Origin of the sequence: Psychroserpens sp., from assembly GCF_045105015.1 — a bacterium.
Taxonomy (GTDB): Bacteria; Bacteroidota; Bacteroidia; order Flavobacteriales; family Flavobacteriaceae; genus Psychroserpens.
In genome coordinates, this window is record NZ_JBGCCX010000115.1 from 1 (window position 1) to 15,123 (window position 15,123).

Annotated in this window: 16 protein-coding genes; 11 read left to right on the forward strand and 5 right to left on the reverse strand. The window is 33.4% G+C overall.

The window, feature by feature from the left end:
- Nucleotides 1–22: 22 nt before the first annotated feature.
- From AB8B90_RS08540 to AB8B90_RS08590, 11 genes are all read left to right on the forward strand, one after another.
- A complete protein-coding gene (locus AB8B90_RS08540) occupies nt 23–154 on the forward strand; it encodes a hypothetical protein (protein ID WP_405335839.1) in 132 nt (43 codons plus the stop codon).
- Entirely contained in the window at nt 147–1,526 is a 1,380-nt protein-coding gene (locus AB8B90_RS08545; RefSeq protein ID WP_405335656.1) for a methylmalonyl-CoA mutase subunit beta, read from the forward strand. Before AB8B90_RS08540 ends, AB8B90_RS08545 begins: the two co-directional genes overlap by 8 nt.
- An 11-nt stretch (nt 1,527–1,537) precedes the next feature.
- A complete protein-coding gene (locus tag AB8B90_RS08550) occupies nt 1,538–2,179 on the forward strand; it encodes a hypothetical protein (RefSeq protein WP_405335658.1) in 642 nt (213 codons plus the stop codon).
- A gap of 18 nt (nt 2,180–2,197) precedes the next feature.
- Entirely contained in the window at nt 2,198–4,321 is a 2,124-nt protein-coding gene (gene scpA, locus AB8B90_RS08555) for a methylmalonyl-CoA mutase (RefSeq protein ID WP_405335660.1), read from the forward strand.
- Between the two features lie 119 nt (nt 4,322–4,440).
- A complete protein-coding gene (locus tag AB8B90_RS08560) occupies nt 4,441–5,205 on the forward strand; it encodes a ParA family protein (protein ID WP_405335662.1) in 765 nt (254 codons plus the stop codon).
- Nucleotides 5,205–6,104 carry a ParB/RepB/Spo0J family partition protein gene (locus AB8B90_RS08565; protein ID WP_405335664.1) on the forward strand — a complete coding sequence of 300 codons (900 nt, stop codon included), beginning with the start codon at nt 5,205–5,207 and terminating at the stop codon, nt 6,102–6,104. The genes AB8B90_RS08560 and AB8B90_RS08565 overlap by 1 nt, the downstream gene beginning before the upstream one ends.
- Entirely contained in the window at nt 6,094–6,684 is a 591-nt protein-coding gene (locus AB8B90_RS08570; protein WP_405335666.1) for a DUF5683 domain-containing protein, read from the forward strand. Before AB8B90_RS08565 ends, AB8B90_RS08570 begins: the two co-directional genes overlap by 11 nt.
- 3 nt (nt 6,685–6,687) lie before the next feature.
- Nucleotides 6,688–7,389: a 4-hydroxy-tetrahydrodipicolinate reductase gene (dapB, locus tag AB8B90_RS08575; protein ID WP_405335668.1), complete on the forward strand. Its 702-nt coding sequence runs from the start codon at nt 6,688–6,690 to the stop codon at nt 7,387–7,389.
- A 58-nt stretch (nt 7,390–7,447) separates the two neighbouring features.
- Nucleotides 7,448–9,028: a signal peptidase I gene (gene lepB, locus AB8B90_RS08580; RefSeq protein ID WP_405335670.1), complete on the forward strand. Its 1,581-nt coding sequence runs from the start codon at nt 7,448–7,450 to the stop codon at nt 9,026–9,028.
- A 26-nt stretch (nt 9,029–9,054) separates the two neighbouring features.
- A complete protein-coding gene (locus tag AB8B90_RS08585; RefSeq protein WP_405335672.1) occupies nt 9,055–9,675 on the forward strand; it encodes a WbqC family protein in 621 nt (206 codons plus the stop codon).
- Nucleotides 9,675–9,983 (forward strand): DUF6122 family protein, encoded by a 309-nt coding sequence (locus AB8B90_RS08590; RefSeq protein ID WP_405335674.1) that lies wholly within the window; start codon nt 9,675–9,677, stop codon nt 9,981–9,983. Before AB8B90_RS08585 ends, AB8B90_RS08590 begins: the two co-directional genes overlap by 1 nt.
- A gap of 2 nt (nt 9,984–9,985) precedes the next feature.
- Here the strand turns inward: AB8B90_RS08590 and AB8B90_RS08595 are convergent, their stop codons facing one another.
- From AB8B90_RS08595 to AB8B90_RS08615, 5 genes are read right to left on the reverse strand one after another with little or no spacing between them, the layout of a single operon-like run.
- Entirely contained in the window at nt 9,986–11,008 is a 1,023-nt protein-coding gene (locus AB8B90_RS08595; RefSeq protein ID WP_405335676.1) for an endonuclease/exonuclease/phosphatase family protein, read from the reverse strand.
- Between the two features lie 14 nt (nt 11,009–11,022).
- Nucleotides 11,023–11,895, reverse strand: coding sequence for a rhomboid family intramembrane serine protease (locus AB8B90_RS08600; RefSeq protein WP_405335677.1), 873 nt, complete (start codon nt 11,893–11,895; stop codon nt 11,023–11,025).
- On the reverse strand, nt 11,892–12,665 hold the full coding sequence (locus AB8B90_RS08605; protein WP_405335842.1) for a rhomboid family intramembrane serine protease: 774 nt from the start codon (nt 12,663–12,665) through the stop codon (nt 11,892–11,894). Before AB8B90_RS08605 ends, AB8B90_RS08600 begins: the two co-directional genes overlap by 4 nt.
- A 9-nt stretch (nt 12,666–12,674) precedes the next feature.
- Complete coding sequence (gene mutL, locus AB8B90_RS08610; RefSeq protein WP_405335679.1) at nt 12,675–14,534, reverse strand: DNA mismatch repair endonuclease MutL; 1,860 nt, start codon at nt 14,532–14,534, stop codon at nt 12,675–12,677.
- Nucleotides 14,534–14,839 carry a hypothetical protein gene (locus AB8B90_RS08615; protein ID WP_405335681.1) on the reverse strand — a complete coding sequence of 102 codons (306 nt, stop codon included), beginning with the start codon at nt 14,837–14,839 and terminating at the stop codon, nt 14,534–14,536. Before AB8B90_RS08615 ends, mutL begins: the two co-directional genes overlap by 1 nt.
- Nucleotides 14,840–15,123 lie beyond the last annotated feature (284 nt).

The following is a 15,123-nucleotide window of genomic DNA, read 5'->3' on the forward strand; positions in this document are numbered from 1 at the left end:
GATTGAAAAAGATAAAAAAGCTATCAAACAACTTAGTACTGAAGATGGAATTGAGAAATTAGCTCGTGAAAAATACTATATGAAGAAAGACAATGAAGATATCTATATTATTGAATATGAAGATAGCCTAAAAACTAAAACTAAGAATGAGTAAATCTTTATTTGAACGATTTCCGGAAGTATCCTCTAAAGAGTGGAAACAAAAAATCCAGGCAGACCTCAAAGGTGCAGACTATAATGATTCTTTAATATGGCAAACTAACGAAGGTATTGATGTAAAGCCATTTTATCATAAAGATGAATTTAACGAATTACCTAATGTTTCAGCTTCAAAAGCTACAGCTTTTAAAATTTGTCAAACTATATATGTTGCTGACATTGAAAAATCAAACACTAAAGCTTTAGATGTTATTTCTCGGGGTGCTGAGGCCATAAAATTCATTATTCCTTCAGAAAATATTTTAATTACAACCCTTCTCAAAGACATAGACCTTACAAAAATTAACATCTATTTTGAACTACTATTCTTATCTTCAGAGTATGTGAAACAAATTCATACTTTAAAAAACGATAAGACCTCCTTACGACTTAACACTGATATTATTGATAAACTTTCTGCATCTGGGAATTGGTTTTCTAACCTAACAGAGGATCATAAAAATTTTGAATCAATTGTTTCTACCACTAAAACTCTTAGTATCAATCTATCATTATATCAAAATGCTGGTGCAAATATCATTCAACAACTTGCTTACGGACTAGCTCATGCTAATGAGTATTTAAATCATCTTAACGAGCGTCTTGATAAAGATTCGAAAGCACAATTAGACGTTATTTTTAATGTTTCTGTTGGTACCAACTATTTTTTTGAAATTGCAAAACTCAGAGCCTTAAGAGTCCTCTGGAAAAACTTAGCTTCCGAATATAACGTAAACACACAATGCCACATATTCGCTACACCTTCAAAACGCAATAAAACAATTTACGACTACAATACTAACATGTTAAGAACTACTACTGAATGTATGAGTGCCATTCTTGGCGGAGCAGATACAATCAGTAATTTAGGATATGACGCTGTCTATCACAAAGACAATGAATTTAGTGAACGTATCTCTCGTAATCAATTACTTATTCTTAAACATGAAAGTTATTTCAACGCTGTGAATAATCCAGCAGATGGCTCTTATTATATTGAATCTTTAACAACACAATTATCAGAAAAAGCTTTAGAACTTTTTAAAGACATAGAAGCTAATGATGGACTTTTAAACCAGTTAAAAGAAGGTACAATTCAAAGAAAAATAAAAGAGAGCGCCGCAAAAGAATTAGAGGAGTTTAACAAAGGAAAACTTGTTCTTTTAGGCACGAATAAACATCCAAACAAAGAGGATAAAATGCAACATGAATTAGAAATATATCCTTTCCTTAAGACTAATCCAATTAAAACATTAATTGAACCTATACTTGAAAAAAGAATTTCAAACAATCTGGATATTAATAGATTAGAAAAAGAAAAAAAATAAAATTTACTGTTATGAAAACACAATTCATTTATTTTGTAATATGTTTAATTCTTGTAAATTGCAAAGAACCAAAACCCGAATTAACATTTAAGCATTCAGACAAAAAAATTGTAATTGATTGCAACCCAAATTACTCTAAAATATTAAATGAAGCGCTTCATGAATTTGAAACCAACATCATTAAATACTCAACCCTAAACAAACCCAATCTAAACAATGAGTATCGCAGTTTTTTAACACAAAGCTCAAGACACCAAATTAATTACAACAATATCACCGAGCAACACACATTAGATATTTTTGAAGAACTAAAAAACATAGATGATTTATGGGTTTTAAAAAACAACAAACTCACACTTAATTACAATCATGAAATATTCTCTTGTATCGGAGAAAACATTCAAGACAAGGATATAAAAACCACTTTTAACGCACTACTAAGCACGAATAGCCTAAGTATGAGAATGATGAACGACTTACTCATGAGTAAAAGTTATAGGCTTGTCAAAGATAAATACCTAGCAACTTTTGTCGCTCTTGAACTCTACTATTCAAAACTTTCAAAGGTAGACCTGTCAAAAAAACAGGTAACAACAAAAGACACAAACACTAAAGCACAAAAAGACCCACACGCTGGACATAATCACGATTAGAAACAGAAATCTATTGACATGGAAAGAAAAAACATTCAACATATCAAATTAGACCAAACATCTAATCAACAAGCAAATAAACGGGGAAATCATTTTCAAACCGCTGAGAACATTGAAATAAAATCAACATACTCTAAAGAAGATATTGAAGACCTAGAGCATTTAAACTTTGTTGCCGGAATTGCTCCAAATTTACGCGGACCATACTCAACTATGTATGTCCGAAGACCCTGGACCATCAGACAATATGCAGGTTTTTCAACCGCAGAAGACAGTAACGCCTTCTATAGACGCAACCTTGCTGCTGGACAAAAAGGACTCTCTGTCGCTTTTGATTTAGCAACACATAGAGGCTACGATTCTGATCACGAACGCGTAGTTGGTGACGTTGGTAAGGCTGGCGTAGCTATTGACAGCGTTGAAGACATGAAGATTCTTTTTGATCAGATTCCATTAGATAAAATGTCAGTTTCTATGACCATGAATGGCGCAGTACTCCCAATTATGGCGTTTTACATTGTTGCAGCTGAAGAACAAGGCGTTAAGCCAGAACAATTAGCTGGAACAATTCAAAATGATATTCTTAAGGAGTTTATGGTCAGAAACACTTACATATACCCTCCTACACCATCTATGAAAATTATTTCTGATATTTTTGAATATTCAAGTCAGAATATGCCAAAATTCAACAGCATTAGCATTTCCGGATACCATATGCAGGAAGCTGGAGCCACTTGCGACATAGAATTAGCATACACATTAGCCGACGGATTAGAATACATTAAAAAGGGTCTAGAAGCAGGCATGGACATTGACACCTTCGCACCTCGCCTCTCTTTCTTTTGGGCAATTGGCATGAACCACTTCATGGAAATTGCAAAAATGAGAGCAGCCCGAATGTTATGGGCAAAAATAGTAAGTCAATTTAATCCAAAGAACCAAAAATCACTAGCATTAAGAACACATTGCCAAACTTCTGGATGGAGTTTAACCGAACAAGATCCGTTCAACAATGTGGCTCGAACTACTATCGAAGCAACTGCTGCTGCCTTTGGAGGCACCCAAAGCCTACACACGAATGCACTAGACGAAGCTATTGCCTTGCCAACTGATTTCTCTGCCAGGATTGCTCGCAACACTCAAATTTACCTCCAAGAAGAAACACATATCACAAAAACGGTTGATCCCTGGGCTGGAAGCTACTACGTGGAAAAATTAACACACGATATAGCACAAAAAGCATGGTCTCTTATTGAGGAAATCGAAGAACTCGGCGGAATGACAAAAGCCATCGAAGCCGGAACTCCTAAGTTACGTATTGAAGAAGCTGCAGCAAGAAAACAAGCACGCATTGATTCTGGACAAGATATCATTGTTGGCGTCAACAAATATAAATTAGAAGAAGAAGACCCTATTTCTACCTTAGAAGTTGACAATCAAACCGTCAGAAACGGACAAATTGAGCGTTTAAACGAAATAAAAGCAACCAGAAACACCATTGAAGTAAAACAGTCTCTTGAAAAATTAACCAATGCAGCTAAAACAAGTCAAGAAAATTTATTAGCTTTAGCAGTAAATGCAGCCAGAAACAGAGCCACCTTGGGAGAAATTAGTGATGCCTTAGAGACTGAATTCGGTAGATACAAAGCACAAATCAAATCATTTTCAGGTGTGTATAGCAAAGAAATAAAAGACGACAAGAGCTTTCAGAAAGCAAGAGAATTAGCAGACAAATTCGCCGAACAAGACGGCAGACGTCCTCGCATCATGATTGCCAAAATGGGACAAGATGGTCACGATAGAGGCGCTAAAGTCGTTGCAACTGGCTATGCTGATGTTGGCTTTGATGTTGACATTGGACCACTCTTTCAAACACCCCAAGAAGCCGCTAAACAAGCCGTTGAAAATGATGTACACATTTTGGGCGTATCTTCTTTAGCTGCAGGACACAAGACCCTTGTTCCTAAAGTGATAGATGAATTAAAAAAATACGGTCGAGAAGACATTATGGTTATCGTTGGAGGAGTGATTCCTAAGCAAGATTATCAATATTTATTTGATGCTGGAGCAATCGCTGTTTTTGGACCTGGCACAAAAATAAGTGACGCTGCAATTAAAATTCTAGAAATTTTGATTGAATAAATTATCTTAAAATTATTGGTCTTTTTTTAACATTATCGCAGTGATAACCTGTTAACAACTTCCCCTTTTAAAACACGTAAATAATTGTATTTTTACATTCAATTAAACCAAATCATTTAATGGGTAAAATCATTGCAATTGCCAATCAAAAAGGAGGTGTTGGAAAAACCACAACTTCTGTAAACCTTGCTGCATCTTTAGGTGTCCTAGAAAAAAAAGTGCTTCTTATCGATGCAGATCCTCAAGCTAATGCTACTTCTGGTCTTGGTATAGATGTTGAAAGTGTAGTAACTGGCTCTTACCAATTGCTTGAACATACAGCTTCAGCTGAAGATTGTATTGTAGCCACTAACTCTCCTAATGTAGATATTATTCCAGCACATATTGATCTTGTTGCTATTGAAATTGAACTAGTCGATAAAGATGAACGAGAATATATGCTTAAAAACGCTGTATTGCATTTAAAATCTTCTTACGATTACATTTTGATAGATTGTGCGCCTTCACTCGGCTTGTTGACTTTAAACGCTTTAACGGCTTCAGATGCTGTTATCATACCTATTCAATGTGAATATTTTGCTCTTGAAGGTTTAGGTAAATTATTAAACACCGTTAAAAGTGTTCAAAAAATACACAATAAAGAACTTGATATTGAAGGCATGCTACTTACCATGTACGACCAACGCTTGCGCTTATCTAACCAAGTCGTAGAAGAGGTACAAAAGCATTTTAGCAACATGGTTTTTGAAACCATCATTCAGCGTAATGTACGTTTAGGAGAAGCACCAAGTTATGGTGAAAGCATTATCAAATATGATGTAAGTAGTAAAGGTGCTTCAAATTATTTAAGTTTGGCTAAAGAAATTATTAATAAGAACGCATAATGGCGAAGGCAACAAAAAAACAAGCATTAGGTCGCGGACTATCAGCACTTCTGAAAGACCCTTCAAACGACATTAGCAATGCTAAGGACAAAAACGCCGATACTATCATTGGAAACATTGTTGAGTTAGATATCAATGCTATTGATATTAATCCGTTTCAACCTCGTACTAATTTCAACGAAGAAACACTACGTGAGCTGGCTTCATCTATTAGAGAGCTGGGTGTTATTCAGCCAATAACAGTCAGAAAGTTAGATTTTAATAAATTTCAACTTGTATCTGGAGAACGTCGTTTTAGAGCATCTAAACTTATTGGCCTAGAAACAATTCCAGCATATATTCGAATTGCAAACGACCAGGAGTCTTTAGAAATGGCTTTGGTTGAAAATATACAAAGGCAAGATTTAGACCCTATTGAAATTGCACTCTCCTACCAACGCTTAATTGACGAAATCAAGCTAACACAGGAACAAATGAGTGAACGTGTAGGCAAAAAACGTTCAACTATTGCAAACTATTTACGTTTACTTAAGTTAGATCCTATTATTCAAACAGGAATACGCGATGGTTTTATTTCAATGGGACATGGTCGAGCTATTATTAATATCGAAGATCAAAGTGCACAACTAGATATTTATGAAAAAATCATAACTGATAAATTATCAGTTAGAGCCACTGAACAATTGGTGAAAAGTTTTCACAACACAAACACCATAAAGTCTCCAAAAAAAGAAGAGTTACCTAAGTATATCAAAAAAGGAGTTAAAGAATTTTCTGAATACTTTGGACACAAAATCAACGTTAAGGTATCTAAGAATGGTAAGGGTCAAATCACAATCCCATTTCATTCTGAAGAAGATTTTAATCGCATTAAAAAACTAGTTCAAAGTGCCAAATAAGCAGCTTTACATCATATGTTTCATTATTCTTTTTGGGTACAATGGTTTTGCTCAAAACAAAAAAGACAGTGATAGCCTAAAGGTTGATACTGATTTGATAGTTGTTGCAGATACCATTCAAAGAAAGCCCATAAACATTTTAGCACCTTCAAAAGCTGCCTTCTACTCTGCTGTTTTACCTGGTTTAGGACAAGCTTACAATAAAAAATATTGGAAAATACCTATTGTTTATGCACTCATGGGTACAAGTGTTTACTTCTATGTTTCTAACGACAAGGAATACAATCGCTATAGAGACGAATACAAACGTCGTTTAGCCGGAAACAGTCCTCTTTTAGGAGAATTTCCTGGTGTAAGTGACGAAGGTCTTATTAACGCTCAAAAAACGCTTAAACGTCGTAAAGAACTATCTTTACTCATTACAATTGGATTGTATGCTTTAAATATCATTGACGCTAATGTTGACGCACATTTATTACAATACAACGTCGATAAAAATCTTGCTATAAAACCTCATTTTCAATATAACGAAATGGAGAACTCTTCAGATTTAGGCCTCACTCTCAACTTTAAATTCTAAGTCATGAACATTGCGTTATTAGGCTATGGAAAAATGGGTAAAGCTATTGAAAAAATTGCAATAAGCAGAGGTCATAATATCGCTTTAAAAGTGTCTAGAACCACCAAAGACTATAACCTCAAAAATATTGACATAGCTATTGATTTTAGTTTACCATCTTCAGCTTATGAAAACATTAGCAATTGCATTCATCACAAAACACCGGTAATATCAGGTACTACAGGTTGGCTTGACAAATATGATGACATCGTATCTCAATGCAACAAAAACAATGGTACTTTTTTATATGCCTCCAATTTCAGCCTTGGAGTTAACATCTTTTTTGAAGTAAACAAAACATTAGCAAAACTGATGAAAGGTTTACCAGAATATAATGTTGATCTTGAAGAAATTCATCACACTCAAAAACTTGACGCTCCAAGTGGCACAGCAATTACTTTAGCTGAAGCGATTATTAAACAATCAGACTATAAAAATTGGACACTAGAGACACCAAAACCAAATGAGATTGGTATTTTAGCAAAACGAATTGAAAACGTTCCGGGAACTCATGAAATCAATTATAAATCTTATGTCGATAGTATTTCAATAAAACATACAGCACATAGCAGAGAAGGTTTTGCCTTAGGCGCAGTGATAGCAGCTGAATGGATTCATGATAAAACTGGAGTTTACACAATGAAAGATGTGTTAAACATAGGTTAATTTAAAATTTAAGAGTAACGTTTAAGTATCTTTTTAAACCAACAACAAACAAAATATTATGACTATAACACAGTGGTTAATTTTCATTTTAGTAATTCAAGTTATTCACGGAATTGGAACATGGAAACTATACATTAAAGCTGGACGACAAGCATGGGAGGCGTTTGTTCCTGTTTATAATTCGGTGATTTTAATGAAAATTATTAACAGACCTTGGTGGTGGACCATCTTATTGTTTGTTCCAATAGTTAATCTTATCATGCTTCCTGTAGTTTGGGTTGAAACTGCAAGAAGCTTCGGAAAAAACAGTTTTCAAGACACTATTTTAGCTGTTATCAGCTTAGGATTTTACAACTTCTACCTCAATTATGTAGCTGATGTATCTTATGTTGAAAATAGAGACTTAAATCCGAAATCGAGTTCTGGAGATTGGGTTAGCTCAATTTTATTTGCCATCGTTGCTGCAACTATTGTGCACACTTATTTTATTCAACCCTTTACAATACCGAGTTCTTCATTAGAAAAATCATTGCTTGTTGGCGATTTTCTATTTGTGAGTAAGTTTCATTATGGAGCTAGAATACCTATGACTACCGTTGCAGCTCCTATGGTTCATGACACCATTCCTGTACTAAATAAAAAATCCTATTTATTTGATGACCGCATCGATAAGAAAGAGAGTTCATGGAAGAATAAGCTTCAACTTCCTTATTTAAGGTTGCCAGGTTTTGAGAGTATTGAACGTAATGACATCGTCGTATTTAACCAACCAGCTGACACCTTGTTGGATATGAATAATTTTAAACCAGATCGTAATTATTACAAACCTATTGACAAGAAAACAAATTTGGTTAAACGTTGTGTAGGCGTTCCTGGAGATTCGTTAGAAGTAAGAGATGGTTATGTTTACATTAATGGTAAACAAAATCAATTACCAGACAGAGCTAAGCTACAGTTTGCTTATGATATTGTTCTGAAAGGCAACTATACTGGAGAGCAAATTCTCGAAGCTCTAAAACGCTATGATATTACTGACAACCCTTATCAATTAGAACAAGGCACGATTGTCGTTCAGGCTACCGTAGAATCGGTTGCAAAAGCTAAGAACAATCCATATTTTGCAAGTATTACAAGGCGTATCACACCAAAAGGCACTGACGGAAACCTATTTCCTAGAGACCCACAATACCCGTGGAATTATGATAACTTCGGACCTGTTTATATTCCAAAAGAAGGTGTGACAATCGATATAAACTTAGAGGTTTTACCTTTATACAGACGTTTAATTTCAGAATATGAAGGTAATTCTGTAACCGTAAATGGAAATCAAATCCTAATCAACGGAACTCCCTCAGACACTTACACCTTTAAACAAGACTATTATTGGATGATGGGTGACAACAGAGACAATTCTATTGATGCTAGAGCTTGGGGATTTGTGCCTTTTGATCATGTTGTTGGAAAACCCGTACTTATATGGATGAGTTGGGACGGACTTAAAAATCCGCGTTGGGAACGTTTCTTTACGACTGTTGGTGGAAGCGGCAAAGCAACATCATATTTCATTCCTTTCTTAGTTGTTTTATTTGGTATCATTGGTTTTAATAAATGGCGAAAACATAAAAAAGCGAAAAGTTAATTCGTTTTTAAATTCCAAATAGACGAATGAAAGTCTTATTACATCCTACATACTTTCCTAGTATTGCACATTTTGTAGCGATGGTAAAAGCTGAAGACATTGTGTTTGAAGTTTTTGATAACTATCAAAAACAAACCTACAGAAATAGAGCAACAATTTTTGGTGCTAATGGCAAGTTAGACCTCAATGTTCCTGTACATTATTCACAGAAAAACCGTCAATTATATAAAGACGTTTCCATTTCAAATATTGATAACTGGCAAGATTTACATTTTAAATCCTTAGAATCTGCATATCGCGCTTCTCCTTTTTTCGAATTTTATATAGATGATTTAAAACCATTATTTAACACTGAATTCATAAGTATAATGGATTTCAACTTTAAGTGCTTAGAAATCATCTTTGAATGTTTACAAGTCCAGTTTGAATATAAAACTACAACGCATTTTGAAAAAGAACCAAAAGCTATTATTGATGGAAGAATTTTAGCAAATAGTAGAAAAGAGATTACTCAAGACTTTCAATATTATGCCCAAGTATTTGATGATAAACATGGATTCTTTAACAACTTAAGTATTTTAGATTTATTATTTAATGAAGGTCCAAACACAATTCTCTATTTAGAAGCCCAAATACTTACATTATAATGTTTCAAACACTGACTCATTACGGCATTCATTTTATAATACCACTAGTTGTGGCTTTGTTGTTTTTTAAAAAACAATGGAAAGTTGCCACCATAATTATGTTAAGTACAATGCTAATAGATTTAGATCATTTACTTGCCAATCCAACTTTTGATCCTAATCGTTGTAGCATAAATTTTCACCCACTTCACTCCTATTATGCAATTGGACTATATTTCCTGTTATCAATCATAAAAAAAACAAGACTTCTAGGTATTGGATGCATCATCCATATATTAGCAGATGCAGTAGATTGTTGGATGATGTAATATTATTTTCCTAGTTTCACTTTTGCAATTATTGGATAGTGGTCTGATAATTTTTCATCATACGTTTTAAACGAATTCACTTTAAAATCATCATCAACAAGAACAAAATCGATTCGAACTGGGAAAAATTTAAAATCAAACGTTCTTCCAAAACCATTACCAGCCTCTTTAAAAGCATCTTTAAGATCTCCTTTTACCTCTTTATATACATAAGAATAAGCCGTATTATTAAAATCACCACAAATAATCATTCTATAAGGAGACTGTTTTTTATGCATCAAAAACAATTCTGTTTGAAATTGCTGCATTTTAAAAGTATTACTCACTCGGTTTAATAAGTTTTGAGAATCTTCATTTGCTAGTTTTTCAACGGTTGGGTCAATTCCAAGAGATTGCAAATGCACATTATAAACCCTTATGGTATCCTTCCCTTTAACAATATCAGCATAAATAGCATTATTAGAAGTGTTTGGGAACTCAATAGAGCCAGAATTAATAATAGGAAATTTAGTAAAAATAGCTTGCCCACTTTTAACTTGTTTACCTGATAATTCTTCATATTTATAATACTCGGTAAGGATAATAGTTTCATCAGGTCTATATTCTTGCAAGCAAAGAATATCTGGTTGCTTTTCTGAAATAAAATCAGAAATATCTTGCGTAACATTCACATCTTTAATCCAATCAAAAACATTGAATAAACGTACATTATAGTTCATTATAGAAATATTCTCACTGTCATCAACATTCTTTGACGAAGAAAACTTATAAAGTGAAAACACATGATTATAACCAATAATTAATACAATAAGTGACAACAAGAGTTGACGCTTCACATTGAGCAACCAATACATTGCAAATAAAATATTAATTATAATTAACGCTGGAACAGCTAGACTTAACACAGACAGAAATGCAAATTGCTTTGGAGCCATGTAAGGCAAAACATAAGACAATAACAAGACGAATGCCATCAACGAATTGATGACAAATATTAACTTGTCAAAACCTTTAAGTTTTTTCATTTAAATCATGGCTATTATTTACCTGCCTTAAACAGAAATGCTTTTTCTTCTTCGGTTAAACTATCGTAACCACTTTTACTTATTTTATCGAGAATAAGATCTATCTTTTTTTGATTATTAAACTCATTAAACTGCTCTTTATTATGACCAGCAAATGGTTTCTTTCTGTTTTTATGAACTGTTTTTAAGGGGGATTTAGACTGAAAAACGGAGGTTAAACCATCCATGAATTTCGAAAACCCTTTACCAATATCATTGCCTTTAAGTAATTGTGTTGCATATAAGTACCCCAAAATACTGCCTCCAAAATGAGCAATTTTTCCACCTTGATTAATTCCGAAAAGACCAATAAAATCAATAATTACAATAGCTAAACCAATGTGCCAAAGTTTTATGGTTATCGCAAAAAACTTAGCCTCTCGATTAGGCATATAAGCACATAAAAATATTAGTAAAGCATTCACACCAGCAGATGCACCAACTAAGGGCCCAGCATTTACTAAAAGTGATTGAGGCACTACATTATATACCAGTAAAAACAATAAGCCGCCAGAAAATATACCCATAAAGTAAATTGAAAGTGATTGTTTTGGTGGAAATAGATTGACCATACTTCTTGAGATAAAGTACAAAACAAACATATTGAATACTAAATGCAATAACCCATAATGAGCAAAACCATAAGTGATAATAGACCAAGGCTTCGTTAAAAAATCAAAAAATGGTTTAGGTAATTCTAACCAAGTTAATGTGTTAGCTCTTGGGATATTAGTAAAAACCTGAATTAACCAACCTATAAGAAAAACACCAACGTTAATAGCTATGATCTTTTCAAAAACATTAAGATGTTTTAATTTCTCTTTTATGTCTTGAGTTAACGATGTCATTGGTCCCAACGATTTTGATTAAACTGTGTTTTTTTCCAATACCACATGATAATAAAACCCGTTAGTGCGCCACCAACATGAGCCATGTAAGCGGTATTACTCGGACTAAAAAATGATTGACCAGTCACGGCCGAAATAACATCTAAAAGAATAATTCCTGGAATAAAATACTTAGCTTTTATAGGTACTGGCAAGAAAATAAGCATGAGTTTTGCATCAGGGTTCATCATACCAAAAGCTGCTAAAATTCCCATAATACAGCCAGATGCACCTACCATAGAAGCATTATAAATTGGAAATGCCTCTTGCAACAATGCCAATTGACTTTGGCTTATGCCTTGAATCAACTCATTAGTTGTGAACATCTGAATAATTTCTGAACCTGATAATCCACTAGAGATTAATTCAGAATATATTGGCATATAATTAAAGTAATAATATCCTAATTGAAATAAAACCGCACCAAATCCAGCAGATAGATAAATAAATAAAAACTTTTTACTTCCTAATTGTGTTTCAACTGCAGTACCAAACATCCATAGAGCAAACATATTGAATAAGATGTGTGTTATACTTAAGTTTTGCAGGTTCGCTCCACCATGCATAAACATATGTGTAATCACTTGCCACGGCTGAAACATGTCATTATTAGGAAAATATAATGCAAACCACTTATAAAACAGTTCTCCATTACCAACAAACAATGTTCCTATGAACATAAGTACATTGATAATAATTAAATGTTTTACCGTATCTGTTATACCTCTCATCATAGTTTATTACATAAATTTTTTATCAAAATCATCTACACTCATGGTGATAAATGTTGTTCTATTAGTTGGTGATACTGAAGGATCTTTACAAGCAAACAAACTATTTACCAAATGTTCTTGTTCCATATTAGTTAATGATTGTCCTGATTTAATCGCTAAGCTTTTTGATAAAGATTTTGCCAATAAATCGGTTGCACTAAAATTACTATCTGGCACTTCTTGCTCTACATCACTAATAAGTTGCTCTAAAATTATAGACACTTCACTTTCAGGAACATTAACTGGCACTCCTGTAATTTCAATACTGCCTTCTTCAAATTTTGAAAACACGAAACCAGTGAGCTCTAAATCTTCTTTGAGTTGTTCTAACAATTCCATCTCAGAAGATGAAAATTGCAACTGTAATGGAAATAATAACTGCTGACTTACGGCTTCTTGTACAGTTGTATGTTTCAATAACCCTTCATAAAGTATGCGTTGGTGAGCACGATGTTGATCAATAATTAACATTCCAGATTTAATTGTGCTTATTATATATTTATTGAGTAATTGATATGTTGTTTGTTTTGATTCGACCTCAGTATTATCACTAAAAAGCGATGTGTTTTCTGGTTGGCTCTCCAACTCGATTTCACTAAACTCTTGCGTAGTTTTTGTTCCTTTACTTTCTAAACCTACGTACAAACTCTCCCATTGTGAAGCTGGTTCCTTTTTATAAGAAGTTGAAAAACCACCAGCTTTTCCGGATGGTTTCTCCTCTCTAAAGGGATTAAAACCTTTATCAACTTCAACTGTAGGATTAGACACTCGTTTTCCTTCAAAATTGTAAGGAGTATCTAAATTTCTGTCACGATCAAAATCTAAAACTGGCGCGATATTAAATTGTCCTAAACTATGTTTTACTGAGGAACGTAAAATTGCATACAACGTATGTTCATCATCAAACTTAATTTCCGTTTTTGTTGGGTGGATATTAATATCAATAGTTTTAGGATCGACCGTTAAATTTAAAAAGTAACTTGGATGGCTTCCATCTTTGAGCAAACCTTCAAAAGCTGCGTTAATGGCATGATTTAAATAAGCGCTTTTTATAAAGCGATTATTAACAAAGAAAAATTGTTCGGTACGTGTTTTTCTGGAAAACTCTGGTTTCCCAACAAAACCGGAAATCTTAAGCACCTCAGTTTCTTCTTCAACAGGAACTAATTTTTCATTAGTTTTTCCACCAAAAATATTTACCACACGCTGTCTGTAGTTACTTTTAGGAAGATTAAAACTTTCACTTCCATTATGAAACATCACAAAAGCAATATCTGGATGTGCTAAAGCTACCCGATGAAATTCATCAATAATATGTCGGAGTTCTACGTTATTCGATTTTAAAAAATTTCGTCTTGCTGGAATATTAAAAAATAAATGTTTTACGGCAATCGATGTTCCTTTAGGTGTCACGACAACCTCTTGAGATTTGACCTCACTTCCCTCTATTTCAATTTGAGTGCCTAATTCATCTTCATCTCGCTTTGTTTTTAACTCTACGTGAGCGATTGCAGCAATACTTGCTAGAGCTTCACCACGAAACCCTTTGGTATTTAAACTGAATAAATCTTCTGCACTACGGATTTTTGAGGTAGCATGACGCTCAAAACTTAAACGAGCATCAGTAACACTCATTCCTTTACCATCGTCAATAACTTGAATTAATGCTTTTCCCGCATCTTTAACAATAAGTTTAATGAGCTTAGAATCTGCATCAATTGCATTTTCGAGAAGCTCTTTAACTACTGAAGCTGGGCGTTGTACGACTTCGCCTGCTGCAATTTGATTAGCAACATGATCAGGTAAAAGTTGAATAATGTCTGTCATTAGCGATCTAAATAGAAAATAGAGAGATCAAAATCAATAATAAAAAGAAAAATCAAAATGAAAACACCTATTAAAACTAAAATAGTTCTGTTAAACCCAGAATTATTTCTATTTCTATTTTTTAGTCTATTCTCATGCCATATCCCAGAAATATCATTTTTATTATAAGTCTCAGCATAAGCATCAAACTTGGTTTGGTATTGAGAAGCATCAACATTCTCTTTACCATCATAATGCATTGGCGTATAATTAAACCTTTTATTTTTGGACAAGCCTTTAAATAAAGTAAATTTTATTGGACCCATAATATCATTATTAAATATATCTGTTAAGGATATAAATTAGAAAAAAAATTGCTGCTAAAATTATAAGTAAAACGGGTAATGAGGTAAATATATTTCCTCTACGTTGCGTATTATCTCTAATTTCATTCCATTTCGATTCTAAAGCGTCATGAGGGGTCATTTCTTTTGAACCTTCATAGCGAGACTTAAAATTAAAACGTTTATTTTTTCTTTGATTAAACAAATTGACTAATAAATTACAATTGTTATATCTCAAAAGTACTGAATTTACAAGGAAAAACAGA

Bases quoted from the DNA above. Each gene is read 5' to 3' on its own strand.
- AB8B90_RS08615 (WP_405335681.1), bottom strand. From the start codon at position 14,839: ATGGGTCCAATAAAATTTACTTTATTTAAAGGCTTGTCCAAAAATAAA.
- AB8B90_RS08595 (WP_405335676.1), bottom strand. From the start codon at position 11,008: ATGAAAAAACTTAAAGGTTTTGACAAGTTAATATTTGTCATCAATTCG.
- AB8B90_RS08565 (WP_405335664.1), top strand. From the start codon at position 5,205: ATGGCGAAGGCAACAAAAAAACAAGCATTAGGTCGCGGACTATCAGCA.
- lepB (WP_405335670.1), top strand. From the start codon at position 7,448: ATGACTATAACACAGTGGTTAATTTTCATTTTAGTAATTCAAGTTATT.
- mutL (WP_405335679.1), bottom strand. From the start codon at position 14,534: ATGACAGACATTATTCAACTTTTACCTGATCATGTTGCTAATCAAATT.
- AB8B90_RS08560 (WP_405335662.1), top strand. From the start codon at position 4,441: ATGGGTAAAATCATTGCAATTGCCAATCAAAAAGGAGGTGTTGGAAAA.
- AB8B90_RS08600 (WP_405335677.1), bottom strand. From the start codon at position 11,895: ATGACATCGTTAACTCAAGACATAAAAGAGAAATTAAAACATCTTAAT.
- AB8B90_RS08585 (WP_405335672.1), top strand. From the start codon at position 9,055: ATGAAAGTCTTATTACATCCTACATACTTTCCTAGTATTGCACATTTT.
- scpA (WP_405335660.1), top strand. From the start codon at position 2,198: ATGGAAAGAAAAAACATTCAACATATCAAATTAGACCAAACATCTAAT.
- AB8B90_RS08590 (WP_405335674.1), top strand. From the start codon at position 9,675: ATGTTTCAAACACTGACTCATTACGGCATTCATTTTATAATACCACTA.
- AB8B90_RS08545 (WP_405335656.1), top strand. From the start codon at position 147: ATGAGTAAATCTTTATTTGAACGATTTCCGGAAGTATCCTCTAAAGAG.
- AB8B90_RS08550 (WP_405335658.1), top strand. From the start codon at position 1,538: ATGAAAACACAATTCATTTATTTTGTAATATGTTTAATTCTTGTAAAT.
- AB8B90_RS08605 (WP_405335842.1), bottom strand. From the start codon at position 12,665: ATGAGAGGTATAACAGATACGGTAAAACATTTAATTATTATCAATGTA.
- dapB (WP_405335668.1), top strand. From the start codon at position 6,688: ATGAACATTGCGTTATTAGGCTATGGAAAAATGGGTAAAGCTATTGAA.